The following is a 17,018-nucleotide window of genomic DNA, read 5'->3' as shown; positions in this document are numbered from 1 at the left end:
CCAGCCTCCTCATGTCCGCCGGGCGATCGCCAGGGTGGTGCCGGCGAGCGGCAGGCTCGTCGTCCGATCGACCTCGAAGCCGGCCTCTCCCAGCTCTGCCCGCAGCTCGTCGCTGGTCAGCGCGAATCCGGCGCCGGTGGCAAGCCAGTCGACCGCGGACGCGGCGAGCGCGCTGCCGGGTCTCGGATCGTCGTAGACGAAGTCGTGCACGAGTAGCAGACCTCGTCGGGGCAGCCCTGCGGCTACCCGCCGCAGCAACTCCACGCGCTGGTCACGGGGCAACAGATGCAGGACGTGGGAGACCAGCGCACTGTCGTGCTCGGGTACGTCGTCGGTGTGCAGGTTCCACGGTACGAAGAGGATCCGTCCGTCGGAACTCGACTCGGCGACGAACTTCTCGGCGTGCCGCAACATCGCCGGCCGGTCGTAGACGACGACCGACAGCTCCGGATGGATCCGCGTCAACGTCAGCGCGTACCCGCCGCTGCCGCCGGCGATGTCGGCCAGTGACCGGCAGGCTCTGAGTTCGGGCAGCCGGGCAAGATACGGTGCCGAACTTCGCGAGCCCACCAGCATCGCCGCCGCCAGGTCACCGACCTCGTCGTCCGGGATTTCGGTGGGCCGTTGCTCACCGCCCAGGGCGGCCCGGATGCCCCGTCCGTTGACATGGCTTCCGTGTGCCCAGCTCTCGATACGCAACAGCGGCAACATGGTCTTGCCCGGATGCTCCCCGAGCAGACCGTCGTACGGCGGCGCGAGTCGCCAGTCCCCGTTGTCCCGCACGAGGAGGTCGTTCCAGAGCAGCACCCGCAGCAGGGCTTCGAGCGGCCCCGGATCCAGGTCGAGTCGCGCGGCCAACACCTGGGTCGGGACCGGGCCCGTGGCGATCTGGGTGAGGACCCCGGCGTCGATCGCCGCCTCGACGGCGCTCAGGATCTTCCGGCTGGCGAGGAGTTCGGCCACCTGGTTCACCGAGGGGTCCCCTTTCCGCTGGAGCGAGCGGTGGTCAACCTCGCTCCCCCGCAGGCTGCTCGTGACGGCGACCGACCGAGATCCACGGCTCGCGGTTTCGAAGCTTTCGGTTTCGAAGCTTTCGGATTCGGAGGTCGCGGCGAGGTGCTGGATCGCCCTGGCGAGCCCGTCGGGCGTACCGATGTCGTGGAAGCCCTCGCTGAGCCGGTGGCCAAGCAGCTCGAATTCGTTGCGCAGCAGGGCACGCAGCATCTCGGTCATCGACTGCTCGCCGAACCGGTCCAGCCGCGGGGCCCAGCCCGCCGCCCAGTCGAGAGCGTCGGCGCTGAAGTAGTAGAGCCCTGCCTTGGCCACACCGGCACCGCCCTCCGGTGGCTTCTCGTGCAGCCTGACAACGTGACCGCCGTCCAGCTCGAGCTTGGTCAGGCCCGAGGTGGACTCGACGTCGGCGCAGGCGACCCGGCACCCGGCCGGGTCCGAGGTCAGCGCGTCGACAAACCGCTCGATGTCCGCGTCGGAGAAGGCGTTGTCACCGGAGACCACGACGAGGGGACCGTCGGACGCCCGCACGCTCAGGCAGTCGGCCACCGCTGCCCACTCCCCCAGTGGCCTCGATCGGAAGGTCCGCAGACCACCACCCTCCGGTAGTGCGGTGAACCACGGGTGCGCGTTGACGGCAACCCATATCCGCGCCGCGCCACTGTCGGAGAACTGCCGGGCGAGCCGGGCCAGGGCGCTTTCCGGCCAGCCCGACCGGCCCGTACAGATGGGCATCAGCGTCTTGGGGATCATGGGTGCCACGCCGGTCAGCCGGCTCCCCCTGCCCGCGGCGGTGATCAGGATGTCGGGGGCGGTCATGTCGGCACCGGCCCCGCCATGGCAAGTCCGCGCCACAGCCGGACGCAGCGCTGCAGGTCGTAGCCGTCGCGCAGCGTGCGCACGCCGGCGACCAGCCAGCGCAGCCCGTACGCGAGCAGCACCTGCCACGCCTGCCGGCTGGTGTGCGGCAGGCGCAGGACCGACAGCAGCAGCACCCCGGTTATCAGGGTGGCCCGGCTGGCCAACTGCGGATCGGCGCCCAGGAAGCGGCGGCAGACCATCTGGGCGAGCCGGGCGTTGCAGTCGGCGAGCGACCGCAGTGGAGCGTGGTCGTCGCGGCCGGTGCTGCCGACGAACGCGACGTGGGCCGGGCTCGCCACTGTTCGTACGTCGGTGAGGGACTGGCGGAACGCCACGTAGCAGGATTCGTGCAGCAGCTTGGCGATGTCGTACGCGGGGTCGAAGGTGAGTTGGGTTCCCCAGCCGCCTCGCGGGTCGACGAGGTAGAACGTCCGTCCGCCCCGGTCGACGAGGATGTTGCCCAGATGCAGGTCGCCGTGGAGTACCTGGGTCCACGAGGGCTTACATCTGGCCAGCGACTCCGTCACCGCGACCGCGCCGTCCCGGAGCGGATTGGGCAGGCTCACCGCGTCGATCGACACGTGCCGCGCCGCGAGGACGGCATTGACGACCGGGTGGATCTTCCGGGCCGTGCTCAGGCTCGAGACCAGGTGTGACGCGCACCAGCCACCCGTGTCCCAGGCTGGCTGGCGACCGCCGATCACACAGAGCTTCTCGAACCCGAAGAGAACTGCCTCGGTGATCAGCTCCAGGCAGACCGGGTCCGCGTTCTCGATGACCACTCGGCGGGCGTCGACACCCGGCACCCGCCGTAGCACCAACGTACGGGTCGCGTCGTCGGGTGTGGCCACCACGGCCGGCAGGTGACGGCCGACCGCCGGGCCGCCCGCCGCGGCCGCCCACTGAAGCCAGGCTCCCTCCGCCACCAACTTGTCGAGCTGACCGGACGGCACGCTCTTGCAGACCGTCGCGCCGTCGATCGTCAGGGTGGCTCCGGATCCACTGGCAAGGGCGAAGGACTCCAGGGTCATCCGCCGGCTCCTGCGCTCAGGCGCCTGTCGGTCATACGCCCACCGCCTCTCGGACCCGAGCCTAGGAGCGGCACGAATCGCCGCTCAACGATCCATGTCTGAGCATTTCCGCTCAGCGAACAAGCGGCCAGATCGCGCTTGTCCGGTCCCGGTCGCGACGGTGCCCACTCGACGGTGCCGACTCGATGGGGTCGACCCGGTCGGGTCGAGCCGGTCAGGTCGGCTCTTAACGGCGGCTGGGTTTTGCCGTATTGGTGTGGTGATGGATGTGACACGCCAGGAACCCCGCGTCGACGTGACCGACGGCGTACCCCGACGGGGGCTCGAACGCCGAGCCGATCGGCCGGGCGCGACCTTCCTGACCGGCGGCGTCAGTGGCGCGCCCGCCCTGATCTCCTCCGACGGCCGGATCGTGACCTACGGTGAGCTGACGGCGGCCACCGCCCGGGAGCCCGTCTGGCTGGCCCAGGGCCCGGCTGACCGGTCACTGGTGCTGATGGCGGCCACCCCGACCGTCGACTTCGTGCTGGCGTACCTCGGCGCGTTGCGGCACGGGCATCCGGTCGTACCGGTCAGCCCCGGCCTCGACGGCGCGGCGCTGGACCGGCTGCTGCACGCGTTCCGCCCCGAGGTGCTGGTCCGGCCCTCGGCCGCGTCGGCCGCGCCGAACTGGCCGGACGTTCCGGACGGCTACCGTCCGGCCACGCCGCACGGGTCACTCCTCGTCCACGTCCGAAGCGGCCCGGATGTCGGCCCGCTCCACCCCGACCTCGCGCTCGTGCTGCTGACCTCGGGCACCACCGGCAGACCGCAGGGCGTACGCCTCTCCTGGAAAAACCTGCACCGCAACGCGGCCAGCATCCGGCAGTCGCTCGGCATCACGGCCGCCGATCGGGCGGTCACCGCCCTGCCACTGCACTACAGCTACGGGCTCTCGGTCCTGCACAGCCACCTGTATGCCGGCGCGTCGATCGTCCTCAGCGCGGACAACCCGATCGGCGGCGCCTTCTGGCGTACCTGCGCCGAGCGGGAGGTCAGCTCGTTCGCGGGGGTGCCGCTGACGTACGAGGGGCTGCGTGGTCCGCTCCGCCGGGCCTGGCCGGCGACCCTGCGTACGCTGACCCAGGCCGGCGGTCGTCTCCGCCCGGACCTGGTCCGCTGGTACGCCGACCTGGCACGTGAGCGGGGCGCCCGGTTCTTTGTCATGTACGGCCAGACCGAAGCCACCGCCAGGATGTCCTGCGTGGACGTCGTGGCCGATCCGGCCGGGATCGGTTCGGCCGGGCGGGCGATCCCCGACGGCCGCTTCGAGATCAGACCGCTGCGACCGGACGCCTCCGGCGACGTGGGCGAGGTGGTGTACGCCGGCCCCAACGTGATGATGGGGTACGCCGCCGACCGGACCCAGCTCGCCGACGGGGACGAGTTGGGGGGCGTCCTACCGACCGGCGACGTCGGCCGGCTGCGGGACGGCTACCTGGAGCTGACCGGACGGATCAAGCGCATCGCGAAGACCGGGGGACGGCGGGTCAACCTCGACGAGTTGGAGGAGAGTCTCGCCGCCGACGCTCGGGTGGCCGTCATCGCCAGGGACGAACGCTTGGTGGTCTTCCACGCCGGTGATCCCCCCGCCACACTCCGGTCCGCACTCGACCGGGCCTGCCGGGCGCTGGGCGTACCGGTGTCGCACGTGACGGTCCGAATGCTCGACCGGGTGCCCACCACCAGCACGAACAAGGTCGACTACGCGGCCCTCGCAGCCCTCGCGGCCCTGGACGAGGTGCCGGGCACCAGGTGAGCGAGCACCGGAGTGTTCAACTGGCGATCCTCCGCGGTTGCACACCTGCTACCGCCCGCGCGCCGGCCAGTGCCCGCCAGAGCGTCTCGGCCGAGCTGTCGGCGCGGCAGGCCTCCAGCAGCAGCCACTCCAGGTCCGCGAGGAGGTCGGCCGAGTTCCGCCCGGGCGCGAAGCCAGGGTCGACGCCGACCGAGCAGAACGCTTTCGGCGCCAGAACGTGCAGGTAGAAGAAGAGTTGGGCCTTCATGGCTCGGTGGTCCACGGCGAGGCGGTTGATCCTGGACGCGGCCAACTGCTCGGCCAGCAACTCGGCCGAGGGCTCGGGCGTCGCGCGACCCGCGCCCTGCCGGCCACCCACGTCCTGGCGGACGTCGTTGAAGAAACAGGAGCCGTTGAGTGGTGTCCCTCGCGCCGCACCGATCTCGGACACCAGCTCGTCGAGTGCCCTGGGGTCGCATTCACTGTGGCGGTACGCCAGTAGCTCGGCCTCCGCCGCCCGCAGCAGATACCTGGAGAACGGCTCGTCGGCCACGGTGAGGCTGAGCAGGGCGTTCTGGTTGAAGGCACCGACCAGGCGACGCTCCTCGGCGGCGAACCGGGTGGCCACGATCGTGCGCGTCGCCACCTGCCGCTCCCCCAGGTACGCGCCGATCACCAGGAGCAGGCCCGCATGCACCACGAGGGCCGGGCTGAGCCGTTGCCTTCGGCCGAGGCTGGTCGCGGCGGTGGTCAGCGCGGTGGACCGCAGCTCCGACCACTCCAGGTGGACGCCCGGCACGCCGGTGTCGCTGCCGAGCACCGTCGGCGGCAGGTGCTCGAGGTGACCGCGCCAGAAGTCGAGCGACTGCCGGTTACGCTGCCGGCCCGCCTCCGATCGCTCCCAGCCCGCCCGCTCCACCGGCTGGGTGCCGGCCGGACGCAGAGGGGACGGACCGCCGCGCAGCAGGACGGTGAGATCCTCCTTGAGAATCCGCAGACTCCACCCGTCGACCGCGAGGTGGCTGAGGACGAGGACCAGCCAGACCGGCGCGCCCGCACGGGTGATCATGCCGAGGCGCAGGGGTGGATCGGTGGCTGGATCGAAGTTGACGACACGGATCCGGTTCGCCACCACCGTGGCGGCACCCGCCGTCGTGCCGGCCGTACCGATCTCGAAGACCTCGACCGGGACCGTGCCCTCGCCGACCACCCGCTGGGTCAGCTCGCCGTCGAGGTCGAGATAACGCGAACGCAGCGACTCGTGCCGCGCGACGAGCGCGGCAACGGCCGCGCCGGCCTCGGACGACGTCGTGCCGGGCGGCACCTCGCAGTGCAGCACCAGGTTGGTGCTCGCGTCGCCCGGGGGCAGCCAGGCCAGCACCTCCCAGATGGCGATCTGCCCCCACGTCATCGGGGCCTGTGCGCTACGGCCGCCGGTGACCGGCAGCTCGAAACGATGGACGGATCGCAAGTCGCACCCCCGTGGAATCGCACGCGGCAGGGACCGCCGACACGGCCACGGCGGTTGCTGATCCCCATCATGCGAAGAACGAGTGCCTTGCATAAGGGTCCGCGCCACCGACACACTTCGAGCGTGTTCCGGCGGTGCATTGTGTCGCGCGGAGACAGGCTGGTCGGGGCGGCAGCGCGGGTCGAGAGGAGTGTGCACGCGTACACATGGGATCTATCAACGTCGAACTCGACGCCGCACTTTCGGCGGGTGAGTCGCCGTCGGCGGCGGCCTTCCTGGAGCTGTGCGCGTTCCTTCTGCCCGCCACCACGGCCGAGCCGACGCTCGACTCGAACCTCTTCGAACTCGGTGCCGACTCACTGACCATCACGGCCCTCGCCGCCGAGATCCAGGCCCGCTGGAATGTCGTGCTCGACCCGTCCGACCTGTTCCTCGCGGAGGATCTCGCCGAGGTGTACTCGCGGCTGACGGCGGAACGGGACGGTGACCCCCCGGCGGCGTTACCCGCCCGACCGCCGGGACCTCCGCAGGAGAGCTGGGCACAACTCGCCCGGCTCCGTCCGGACGGGCCCTGGGCCGGGCCGGGACCACGTGGCGCCACCGTCGAGGTCGACGTGCGGGTCACCGGACGGCTGGACGAGGAACGGCTGCGCGGGGCGCTGCGGGCGGTCGCGACCCGCCACGAGGTGCTGCGTACGTTCCTCGGCCCGGCCGGCGAGCTGGCCCTGCACGACAGCCCCTCGGTGCTGCTCGACGCCGTCGACGAACGGCCGGCGACCCACCCGACGACGCACGGCACGGGCACCTCCGGTGCGCTCTGGCGAGCCCGACTCGAAGCGGCGCATGGGCACACGGAGCTGTCGCTGTCGCTGGATCGGCTGGTGGCGGACGAGGGGTCGGTGCCGATCCTCCTGGCCGACCTGGCCCGCGCCTACAACAGCGGCGCGACGACACTGGCGGCAGCCGCGCCCGGCTTCTACGACTGGGCGGCCTGGCAGCGCGCGACGTACCCGGCCGAGCGGGCCGGAGCTCCGGCGGCGGCCCGGCCGGTGGCCCGGCTCGCGGCCCGGACCCGCTGGCCCGCCGGTTCGCTGGTGGCGCTGTCCCGGCTGGCGGAGCAGTGCGGCGTCGGGCTCGACGACGTCCTCACCCTGCTCCTCGGGCTGACACTCGGGCGATCCGACGCGTCCGGCGCCCCGGTACGCGTCTGCGTGCCGCTCGACAACCGCGACGACCCCCGGACCCGCGAGCTGGTCGGTCCCGTGCACACCCGTGCCCTGCTCACGCTCGTACCGGACGGCACGGTGCCGGTGACCGAGGTGCTGCGCGCGGTCCGACGCGAGCGCGACGACCGCGCCGCGTTCGCCTCGGCTCCGTACGGCTCGCACCAGCCACGGTCGGGCGACCCCACCGACACCCCGGCGGCCGACGCACCCCTGGCACTGGTCTGCCTGCGCACCGGGATCGCCGGGACGATCCAGCTCGGCGGTGCCCGAGGTGGCTGGAGGATCCGCGCCGACCAGCCCGGCTATCTCGACGTTCCGCTGGCGCTGGAGGGCACGCCGGACGACGACGGCAACCTCGACCTGGTGCTCTGGCACGATCCGGGGCACTACGACGGGGAGCCGGCCGAACGGCTGTTGGGCGAGCTGACCAGGCTCGCGGAATCGCTCCTGACCCGGCGCAACCAACCGGTGGCGCGGCTCTTGGACGGGCTGACCCGGACCCAGCACGGTGAACCAGCGGACGGAGGCAGGTGACATGGTCACGCAGGCACAGCTCCGCGACGCCCTCACGGTCGACGGGGATCTCCTGGACCACGCACTCGTCGAGGAGGGCGGGGTGCTGCTGGTGGCCGCCGCCGGTCGGCTGACCGCCCTGGACGCCTGGCTGCGGGTGGACCGAACGGCGAACCCGGCCGAGGCGCCGGAGACCGTCGTCGTCGTCGACCACATCCCCCGCGACGGCGCCGGTCTGCTCGGCGACGACTGGCGCGAGGTCGAGGTCGAGCGGCACCGGTACGCGGCTCCCACGTCCCCGCTGGAGGAGGCGGTCGTGGCGATCTGGGCCGACGGGCTCGGGCTGCCCCGGGTCGGCGCCGAGGACGACTTCCTCGATCTCGGCGGCGACTCGTTCGCGGCGGTGGCGATCGCCGAGCGGATGGAACAGGAGTGCGGCATCGCCGTCTTCGCCGCCGACCTGTACCAGCTCGGGACCGTCCGACAACTGACCGCGCAGGTCGATGCCGGGACGGCCCGGTGACCCCGGTGCTGCCCCCGGGGCCGCTGTCGACGTACCGGCGGATGCGGGAGCTGGCGGGAGTCGAGCCGGACCGGACGGCGGTGTCCGCCCGGGGCGCCGACGGGGGATGGTCCTCGTTGACCCGGGCCGAGCTGGTCGCACTCGCCGAGGCGCAGGCCGCCCGGCTGCTGGCCGAGCCGCCGGGCCCGTACACGGTGGTGGCGCTCCCCAACGGCATCGGGTTCTTCGTGGCGGTGCTCGCCTCCTGGTGGGCGGGGCGTACGCCGCTGGTCGTCCCGCCGGAGAGCACGGCGCCGGAGCTGGTACGGCTGTTCAGCAGCGTCGGCCGTCCCCGGGAGGAGATCTTCGCCTTCGACGGGTCGGAGTTGGTCGCACCGGTCCGGGACGCGTCCGCGCCGACGACGGCGGGCCGCACGGCGGCGACCGTGGCGGTCGGTGCCGCCGAGCCGGCGGTCGCCTGGTACCTGCCGTCGGGCGGTAGCACCAGCCTGCCCCGCCTGGTGCCCGTCCCGGGTCGTCCCGCCGACCAGCTCTCCGGTCAGTCGACGCTGCTGGGTGCGGTGGGGTGGCGACCCGACGCGGACCACCTGGTGCTCGGTCCACTGTCGCACGCGGCCCCCTTCACCTGCGCGCTCACCGGCCTGGTGCACGGCAACCACGTGGTGCTGGTCGACCGGTTCGCGCCGGGTGCCGTACGGGACGCGGTACGCCGGGTACCGCCGACGTGGTGCCAGCTCACCCCGCACCAGATGGCGGTCATCGGCGCCGATCCGGCGTTCCTGCGGAGCTTCGGCGCACGGCTGGCCGGCCTCCTGCACACCGCCGCCCCGTGCCCGGCGGCGGTGAAGCGGTTGTGGATGGACAGCATCGGCGCCGACCGGGTGTACGAGCTGTACGCCAGCACCCAGATGGTCGGCGCCGTCGTCAGCCGGGGTACGGACTGGTTGCAGCGCCCCGGCACGGTGGGGCGCCCCTACATGACACAGGTGCGGATCCTCGACGAGAAGGGCCTCGTCCTGCCCCCCGGACAGGTCGGCGAGGTCTACCTCCGTACCGCCGGGACCCGTCGGCTCTCCGCGGCCCAGACCGGGCATCTGCGGGGTCGACCGGGCGGCTACTTCAGTGTCGGCGACCTCGGATACCTGGACGAGGACGGCTTCCTCTTCCTGGTCGACCGGGTCGACGACGTCATCATCGTCGGTGGCGCCAACGTCAGTGCCCGCGAGGTCGAACAGACCCTCGTCGCGCACCCGGCGGTCGGCGAGGCGCTGGTGGTGGGTCGACCGGACCGGCTGCTGGGGCAGCGGGTGCACGCGTTGGTCGTGCCGGCCGACGCCGAGAGCGTGCCGGACACCACCGACCTGCGCGCGCACTGCGCGGGACTGCTCGCCCCGCACAAGGTGCCGACCTCGATCGAGGTGATCGCGGAGTTCGAGCGGTCACACGCCGGGAAGATCCAGCGCTTCCGCTACCGGTGACCGTCTGCGCCGGGAGCGCCGGGTACACCGTGTGCACCGGGAACGCCGTGTGCACCGGGAACGCCGGTGTTCAACCGCGGCCGTACCGCAGTTGAACACCCGTCGCCTCGGACGCCGTCCGGTCCGGTGTTCACACCTTCTCCACCAGGTAGTCGCCGAGGCAGAGCGCGTCGAGGTCGCTGTCCTGGAACGTCGCCAGCGCGTCGGCCGGGGTCTCGACGATCGGCTCCCGGTCGTTGAACGACGTGTTGAGCACGACCGGCACCCCGGTGATCTTCTCGAAGTGCTCGATCAGCGCGCCGAACTGCGGCGCGACCGCCGGGTCGACGGTCTGCACCCGCGCGGTGCCGTCGACGTGCACGACGCCCGGGATCGCGTCCCGGCGCTCCGGCCGGACGGCCGGCGCCAGCAGCATGAACGGCGACGGGCCGTCCAGCTCGAACCAGTCGGTCGAGCGCTCGACGAGCACCGCCGGGGCGAACGGCCGGAACGGCTCGCGATGCTTGATCCGGTTGTTCAGGGCGTCGCGGCTCTCGACGGTACGCGGGTCGGCCAGCATCGACCGGTACCCGAGGGCCCGGGGGCCGAGTTCGCTGCCACCGGTGAACCAGCCGATCAGTTTCCCGTCGGCGATGAGCTGGGCGGCGCAGGCCGCGATGTCGCTCTCCCGCCGGTAGCTGAACGGTGCGAAGCGCCGCTCGACCAGACCGGACCGGGGATCCCGACGCAGGGTCAGCTCGATCTCCGCGTCGCTGTAGGCGCGGCCGAGGGAGTCGGACCTGAACGCCGGCCGGGGCAGTTCCCCGGTGAGCAGGTGCATGCCGTACAGGGCGTTGCCCAACGCCTGGCCACGGTCGGAGGCGGCCGGCGGCACGAACAGGTCGGCGACGCCGGGCAGGCGGCGGATGCGGTCGTTGGCCACGCAGTTCAGCGCGACCCCGCCGGCCAGGCAGACGTTGTCGTACCCGACCTCGGCCACGTTCTGCGTCACCAGTGCGCAGAGCGCCCTCTCGACCTCCGCCTGTAGGAACGCGGCGGCCTCGATCCCCCGCTGGTCGGCGCCGAGCGAGCCGAGCGGGCCGAAGTCCAACCCGTGCCGGCGGGCGTACTCGACCACGCCACGCGCGTGCGTCTGGTCGAGCCGTCCGGTCACCCGCCCGTCCACCACGTCGAAGAGCACGTCGGCGAACGTCGTCGGATCTCCGAACGAAGCGAGCGCCATGGTCTTGCCCGCCTCCTGGAAGTTCCAGCCCAGGTACTCGGTGAAGGCCTCGTACGTGGCGCCGATCGCGCCGGCCCGGGGGCGTCCCGGGTCATTGCCGCCCAGTCGGACGAGCCCGTCCGGGGTGCCCGCGTAGTACGTCTCGGTGTCGGTGTTGTTGCCGCCCCCGTCGGCGACGATGACCGTGGCGTGGGTGAACTCACTCAGGCAGAAGGCCGTGTAGGCGTGCGACAGGTGGTGGTCGACGACCCGCACCCGGTCGTCCGGGACACCGAGGAATGACAGGCCCGTCTCGGCGACCGTGATCTGCTGGCCGTAGTTGCTGGCCACCACGAGGTCCACGTCGGACAGCCGCAACCCGGCGGCACGGAGGCAGTAGAGCAACGATGCCTGCCAGCCGGGCGAGTACCGGCTCCGGTTGAGTCGTTCCTCACCGATCGCGACCATCCGGGTCGGGGTGAGCAGCGCCGCTCCACCGTCATGACCGAAGTTGATGCCGACGACACAGGGCTCGTCCACACTCACGGGTTTCCTCCAGCTACCGGGGATCGAGCAACAGGCCGGTTCAGGACAGCCAATCGCAGGGGCAAGTATCAGCCTCTTCCCGGCCGACGGGAAGCGACTCGGATCGAAGCATTGACATGTCGAGGGGCGCTGGAAACCATGGCATGACGAACGCGGACCAATCACGATGCCGCCCGCTCCACCGCTAGCGGCGTGCGCCGCTTCCGCATTTCTTCCGGCCTATGTACGGGGGCTCACGCATGGCAGGTCGAGCACGTGGATACCATTTCGTGTCCGATCGCCTCACCATTCCTGACGTGGACGCCGGAACGTTGATGAGTACGGCGATCCGGTCCGACTGGTATCCGGTGCACATCGTTCGCGACGAGTCGGAAGCCATTGAGCGCCTCGTACACGACCTGGACGGTCGGCGCGCGGCCATCGTCACGGACGACATCGTCGCCGCCCGGCATGCCCGGCGGTTGGCCGAAACCCTCGCGACCCGTGGCGTCTCCGTGTCGATGACGTCCTTTCCACCCGGCGAGGCCAACAAGAGCATCTCCACCGCGATCGGGCTGCTCGACTGGTTGGCCGGCAGCGAGGTTCGGCGTCGCGACGTCGTGGTGGCGGTGGGCGGTGGCGTGGTGATCGACACCGTCGGATGGGTGGCCAGCGCGTACATGCGCGGTGTGCCGTACATCAACGTGCCGACCACCCTGCTGGCCGACGTCGACGCGGCGCTCGGCGGCAAGGTCGCCGTCGACCACGACAGCGCGAAGAACCTGATCGGGGGCTTCTACCAGCCGAAGGCGGTCGTCACCAACATCGGCTATCTGGACACGCTGGACGACCGGCAGCTACGTGCCGGCCTGGCCGAGGCGATCAAGAAGGGCATCATCGCCTCCCCCGACCTCTTCGAGCTGATCGAGAGCGAGCGGGAGCAGATCCTGGCGCGTGACCCGGACACGCTGCGTCGGCTCGTCCACGGCGCTAGTGCGGTCAAGTGCCGTCTGATCGAGCGTGACCCGTACGAGTTGGACCTCGCCCGCCCTCTCAACCTGGGGCACACCGTCGGGCACGCCCTGGAGACCGTCACCGGCTACGGCCCGGTGCTGCACGGCGAAGCCGTCGCCATCGGCATCGTCACCGCCGCGCAGATCGCCGAGCGTCGTGGGCTGCTCGACCGGGAGAGTCTGTGCCGCTTCGTCGACCTGCTGGCCCGGGTCGAACTCCCGACCAGCCTGCCGGGGCTCGCCGTCGAGGTCGACCCGGCGGCCGTGGTCGCGGCGCTGGGCCAGATTCGCAAGATCCGTGACGGCAGCCTGCGGTTCGTGCTGCCGACGGCGCTGGGCGAGGTCGTCATCGCGGACGACGTGGCCGACCGGGAGATCCAGATCGCGCTGGACGAGTTCGCCGGGTCGCGACGATGACCACCGTCGTCGTCGGGCAGGGCCTGATCGGCGGTGCGGTCCGTCGCGAGCTGAGCGGGCAGGGACGGGCCCCGGTGACGGTCGCCCGCTCGGCCCGGACCGGCGACCCGGACCCTGCCCGGTCGACCGGGGCCCACCTGCGGCACGACCTCGACCTGCCGGCGGGCCGGGCCGCGCTCCGCGCCGACCTCGACCGGATCGGGCCGGGCCGGATCGTCCTCACCCACGGACCGAGCGACGTGAGCTGGATGGAGGAGAACGAGGAACGGGCCGCCCGGATCCACTGCGGGGTGGCCCGGCTGGCCGCCGGCTCCGGCGTACCGGTCCTGCTCATCTCCACCGACAACGTCTTCTCCGGGGAGCGGGGCCTGATGCGCCCCACCGATCCGGTGGCGCCCCGCAACGCGTACGGCCGACTGAAGGTCGAGGCCGAACGGATCGTGCTGGCCGGTGGGGGCGACGTGCTCCGGGTCAGTCTGGTCTACGGAACCGCCGGCCCAGGTTACCGGCCGACGTACGCCCAGCTCTGCCTCGCCGCCGCGGCGGCCGGTGCCGCGCTCCCGGCCCCCGTCGACCAGTCGTTCACGCCCATCCACGTCGACGACGTCGCCCGCGTCGTCGCGGCCCGGGTCGAGACACCGGCGGGTGCCGGATCAGCGGGCGGAACGATCGAGCACCTGGCCGGGCACCAGGAGCTGAGCCGGTACGAGTTCGCCCGGCTGTCCTACGCGGCCGCCGGCGCCGATCCCGATCTGGTCCTCCCCTGCCTGCGCCGGGACACCGCGTGGGCGTCCCGGCCCCGCTACTCCAGCCTCGCCTGCACCGACTACGCGGCCCTGCTACCCGCGCACTGGCCGCCCGCGAGCCCGGCCGCCGGGCTGCGACGCATGGTGTCGGGACCCGCCGACGCGGCGGCACCATGACCGCCGCCCGGTTCGCCATCGACGCGGGCGGAAGCCGAACCCGGGTACGGGTCGAGCCGGTGGGTGGCCCGCCCCGGATCGCCGAATACCCGACGGTCAACCGCGCCTCCGTCGCGGCGGACGAGGCCGACGCCGTACTGGCCCGGATCCTCACCGACGTGCGCGACTGGATCGGGGCCGACCCCGGCGTGGGCTGGCTGGCCAGCGCGACGGCCGACGAGCAGAGCCTGCGCGGCGAGTCCGTCCGGGTCGGGCGGGTCGCCGCACACCACCGGGTCGGCCTCGAGCTGGTGCTCTCCAACGACATCGTGCCGATGCTGTGGGGGCCGCCGGCCCTGCGCGGCACCGGAGTCGCCGTGGTCTGCGGCACCGGCTCGGGCTTCCTCGGTGCCGACCACCGCGGTCGCACCCGGCGGGTCGGTGGCTGTGAGTACCTCGGCAGCGACGAGGGCAGCGCCTTCGACCTCGGCTGGCGCGGGCTGCGCGCGGCGGTCCGCGCGGCCGACGGCCGTGGACCGGCCACCGGCCTGGTCGCCGCGCTCGAAGCCCGAGCCGGTCGCCAGGTTACCGAACTGGCCCGGGAATTGGCCGGCGAGCCCTTCCCGAAGCAGCGCCTGGCCAGGCTCGCCCCGGTGGTCTGCCGAGCGTGGCTGGGCGGCGACACGGTCGCCACCGGGCTGGTCGAGGCCGCCGTCGCCGAGTTGGCGCTCGGCGTCCGCACCGTGGCCGAGCGGCTCGAACTGCCGCCCGGGTACGCGGTCGCCGCCGTGGGCGGGGTGCTGACCGGCTGCCCCGAGTTCTTCGCCGCGCTACGCGCCCGGCTCAGCACGGAAGGAGTCGACAGGGTGGAACTCATCTCCGACACGGTCACCACGGTGGCCGACGCGCTGCGGCACGTCGTCGACACCGGCGGCCGGCTCGTCCCGCCGACCGCCCTACGCCCGCACGTCCGCCTGGTACGACCGTGAACACGGCCGGTATCCAGCTCGGCGTCTGCCTCGCCGCCCACTCCCCCCTCGGTCTGCGCCGTGCGCTGGAGGTGACCAGCGACCTCGGTGACCTCTGGCTCGACCTGCCGACCGACACCCCGCTGGGGCTGGTCGACCCACGCCGCTGCCTGCGTGACCGGGACTACCTCGACGAGGTGGCGAAAGCGCTGGTCGGTGCCCGGGTGGGCTGCGTGAGCAACAGCCGCGACGCCCAACTCCTGCTCGGGCCGCACGGTCGACACACGGATCCGGTCGCCACCGGGACGCCGGCACGCAAGCGCGAACACGCCGTCGACTGCGCCCTCGGATCGATCCGGCTGGCCGAACGGATCGGCGCGCCGGCCGTACGGCTGCTGGTCGGTTGCCCCGACTTCGCCTACTGGCTCTCCTGGCCGGGCGACCCCGGCGGCTGGGACCGGAACGTCGCCGACTTCTTCGCCCACGCCGAGCCGATCATGGCGGCCGCCCGGGACAGTGGCCTGCGCATCCTGCTGGAGCCGCACCCCAAACAGATCGTCTACGACCGGATCAGCAGTGCCTCGGTGCTCGCCGCCGCGCACCCGGACGCGGAACTGATCGACCTCTGCGTCGATCCGGCGAACCTGGCCGCGATGGGCCACGACCCGGTCGCCGCCGTGACGGGTTGGGCGGGTCGGATGTACGCGGTACACGCCAAGGACCTCCAGCGCTCCGGCCACGCGGGACAGCCGCCGGGCAACGGGTGGAGCCGGTACGGCCCGCAGCCACCGATCCGGTTCCGGGCGCTCGGTTGTGGCGAACTCGACTGGCCGGCGATCGTCGCGGCGCTGCTCGACGAGGGCTTCACCGGCGTGGTGTACGTGGAGCACGAGGACGTCCTGCTGCCCAGGGAGCAGAGCCTCGCCCGTGGCCTGGCGCTGCTGGGTTCCCTGCTGCCGGCGGGGACGCCGGAGGGGCGGACATGGTGACGGGCGGGAAGGCCGTGGTGACCGGGATGGACGACGTACGCGCGGTGCTGCTCGCCGGGGGTCGGGGTGAGCGGATGGGCCGGCTGACCGGCCAACGTCCGAAACCGCTGGTCCCCTTCGGCGGGCAGTGCCACCTCATCGACTTCAGCATCGCCAACGCGCTGCGCTCCGGGCTGACCGAGGTGCTCCTGCTGTCACACTTCAACGAGGACCGGCTGATCGACTATCTGCGGTCGACCTGGGAGTTGCCGGGCCGGTTGCACATCCACCTCGGCCCGCACGACCGCGACGTCCGATCGGGCCGGGACCTCGCCGCGCTCGCGCCGCGCCCGCCCGAGCGCGGTACCGCCGAGGCGCTGCTGGCCAACGCCGAGTTCATCTTCACCGACCGGTACCGGGACGTGCTGGTACTGCACGCCGACCACGTCTACCACTACGACTACCAGCCGATGCTGGCCCACCACCGGTCCACCGGCGCCGCCCTGACCATCGGCTACCAGGAGATCCTGCCCGAGTACGTGAAGCTCTTCGGGATGGTGGAGTTCGACGCCGACGGCTGGCTCACCGCGTTCGTGGAGAAGCCGGCGCGGCCGACCAGCAACCTCGTCTTCAGCGCCTTCTGCCTCTTCGACCAGGCGGTGCTCGACCGGTATCTGACGAAGCTGAGGACCACCGACTGGCAGTACGACCTCAGCCGCGACGTCATCCCCGCGATGCTGGCGGCGGGTGAGCGGATTGCCGGGTACCCGGTCGAGGACTACTGGGAGGACATCGGCACGGTCGACCGCTACCACCGGGCCCACCTGCGGCTACTCGGTCCGGAGCCGACCATGCTGCCGGAGCGGATGCCGCGCACCCTGGCGCCGGATCTGGTCCGTTCGACCGTGTCGACCGGTCCGGGGCTGCGCGACAGCCTCTACGCGACGGACCTGCGCAACCAGGGCTCGATCGAGGAGTCGGTCATCTATCCCGGGGTGCGGATCGGCGCCGGTGCCAGCGTCCGCCGCAGCGTCGTACTGCCGGGCGGCTCCGTCGCCGACGGGGTGTCCGTACTGGACAGCATCGTCCTCGACGGCGAGCGGGTCGAGTCCGACCGGGCGGGATTCTGAGGG

Annotated in this window: 13 protein-coding genes; 9 read left to right on the top strand and 4 right to left on the bottom strand. The window is 72.1% G+C overall.

Annotation, left to right across the window (positions count from 1 at the left end; all coding sequences use genetic code 11):
* Positions 1–9 precede the first annotated feature (9 nt).
* On the bottom strand, positions 10–1,830 hold the full coding sequence (locus ACI2K4_RS03390; protein WP_404508366.1) for a methyltransferase: 1,821 nt from the start codon (positions 1,828–1,830) through the stop codon (positions 10–12).
* Entirely contained in the window at positions 1,827–2,903 is a 1,077-nt protein-coding gene (locus ACI2K4_RS03385) for a phosphotransferase (RefSeq protein ID WP_404508365.1), read from the bottom strand. Before ACI2K4_RS03385 ends, ACI2K4_RS03390 begins: the two co-directional genes overlap by 4 nt.
* Positions 2,904–3,165: 262 nt before the next feature.
* Between ACI2K4_RS03385 and ACI2K4_RS03380 the strand changes: the two genes are divergently transcribed.
* A complete protein-coding gene (locus tag ACI2K4_RS03380; RefSeq protein ID WP_404508364.1) occupies positions 3,166–4,701 on the top strand; it encodes an AMP-binding protein in 1,536 nt (511 codons plus the stop codon).
* Between the two features lie 16 nt (positions 4,702–4,717).
* On the opposite strand, the gene ACI2K4_RS03375 is transcribed toward ACI2K4_RS03380, so the two are convergent.
* Positions 4,718–6,091: a condensation domain-containing protein gene (locus tag ACI2K4_RS03375; RefSeq protein ID WP_404508363.1), complete on the bottom strand. Its 1,374-nt coding sequence runs from the start codon at positions 6,089–6,091 to the stop codon at positions 4,718–4,720.
* Between the two features lie 266 nt (positions 6,092–6,357).
* On the opposite strand from ACI2K4_RS03375, the gene ACI2K4_RS03370 reads away from it, so the two are divergent.
* From ACI2K4_RS03370 to ACI2K4_RS03360, 3 genes are read left to right on the top strand one after another with little or no spacing between them, the layout of a single operon-like run.
* Positions 6,358–7,911 (top strand): phosphopantetheine-binding protein, encoded by a 1,554-nt coding sequence (locus ACI2K4_RS03370; protein ID WP_404508362.1) that lies wholly within the window; start codon positions 6,358–6,360, stop codon positions 7,909–7,911.
* Position 7,912: 1 nt separating this feature from the next.
* Positions 7,913–8,413, top strand: coding sequence for a phosphopantetheine-binding protein (locus ACI2K4_RS03365; RefSeq protein ID WP_404508360.1), 501 nt, complete (start codon positions 7,913–7,915; stop codon positions 8,411–8,413).
* Positions 8,410–9,891: a class I adenylate-forming enzyme family protein gene (locus tag ACI2K4_RS03360; protein ID WP_404508358.1), complete on the top strand. Its 1,482-nt coding sequence runs from the start codon at positions 8,410–8,412 to the stop codon at positions 9,889–9,891. The genes ACI2K4_RS03365 and ACI2K4_RS03360 overlap by 4 nt, the downstream gene beginning before the upstream one ends.
* A gap of 130 nt (positions 9,892–10,021) precedes the next feature.
* Here ACI2K4_RS03360 and ACI2K4_RS03355 read toward each other — a convergent pair whose 3' ends face one another.
* The gene (locus ACI2K4_RS03355) at positions 10,022–11,638 is read right to left on the bottom strand and encodes a carbamoyltransferase (RefSeq protein ID WP_404508356.1); all 1,617 of its coding nucleotides are present in this window, start codon (positions 11,636–11,638) and stop codon (positions 10,022–10,024) included.
* A 296-nt stretch (positions 11,639–11,934) separates the two neighbouring features.
* Here ACI2K4_RS03355 and aroB point away from each other — a divergent pair, with 296 nt between their 5' ends.
* From aroB to ACI2K4_RS03330, 5 genes are read left to right on the top strand one after another with little or no spacing between them, the layout of a single operon-like run.
* On the top strand, positions 11,935–13,047 hold the full coding sequence (gene aroB, locus ACI2K4_RS03350) for a 3-dehydroquinate synthase (RefSeq protein WP_404508355.1): 1,113 nt from the start codon (positions 11,935–11,937) through the stop codon (positions 13,045–13,047).
* Positions 13,044–13,970 carry an SDR family oxidoreductase gene (locus ACI2K4_RS03345; protein WP_404508353.1) on the top strand — a complete coding sequence of 309 codons (927 nt, stop codon included), beginning with the start codon at positions 13,044–13,046 and terminating at the stop codon, positions 13,968–13,970. The genes aroB and ACI2K4_RS03345 overlap by 4 nt, the downstream gene beginning before the upstream one ends.
* A complete protein-coding gene (locus tag ACI2K4_RS03340; RefSeq protein WP_404508352.1) occupies positions 13,967–14,938 on the top strand; it encodes a BadF/BadG/BcrA/BcrD ATPase family protein in 972 nt (323 codons plus the stop codon). Before ACI2K4_RS03345 ends, ACI2K4_RS03340 begins: the two co-directional genes overlap by 4 nt.
* Positions 14,935–15,906, top strand: coding sequence for a sugar phosphate isomerase/epimerase family protein (locus ACI2K4_RS03335; protein WP_404508351.1), 972 nt, complete (start codon positions 14,935–14,937; stop codon positions 15,904–15,906). Before ACI2K4_RS03340 ends, ACI2K4_RS03335 begins: the two co-directional genes overlap by 4 nt.
* Positions 15,900–17,015 carry a sugar phosphate nucleotidyltransferase gene (locus ACI2K4_RS03330; RefSeq protein ID WP_404508349.1) on the top strand — a complete coding sequence of 372 codons (1,116 nt, stop codon included), beginning with the start codon at positions 15,900–15,902 and terminating at the stop codon, positions 17,013–17,015. The genes ACI2K4_RS03335 and ACI2K4_RS03330 overlap by 7 nt, the downstream gene beginning before the upstream one ends.
* Positions 17,016–17,018 lie beyond the last annotated feature (3 nt).

Origin of the sequence: Micromonospora sp. NPDC050397 (genome assembly GCF_044901685.1) — a bacterium.
GTDB lineage: Bacteria > Actinomycetota > Actinomycetes > Mycobacteriales > Micromonosporaceae > Micromonospora_G.
This window is presented reverse-complemented; position numbering and strand designations above follow the sequence as displayed.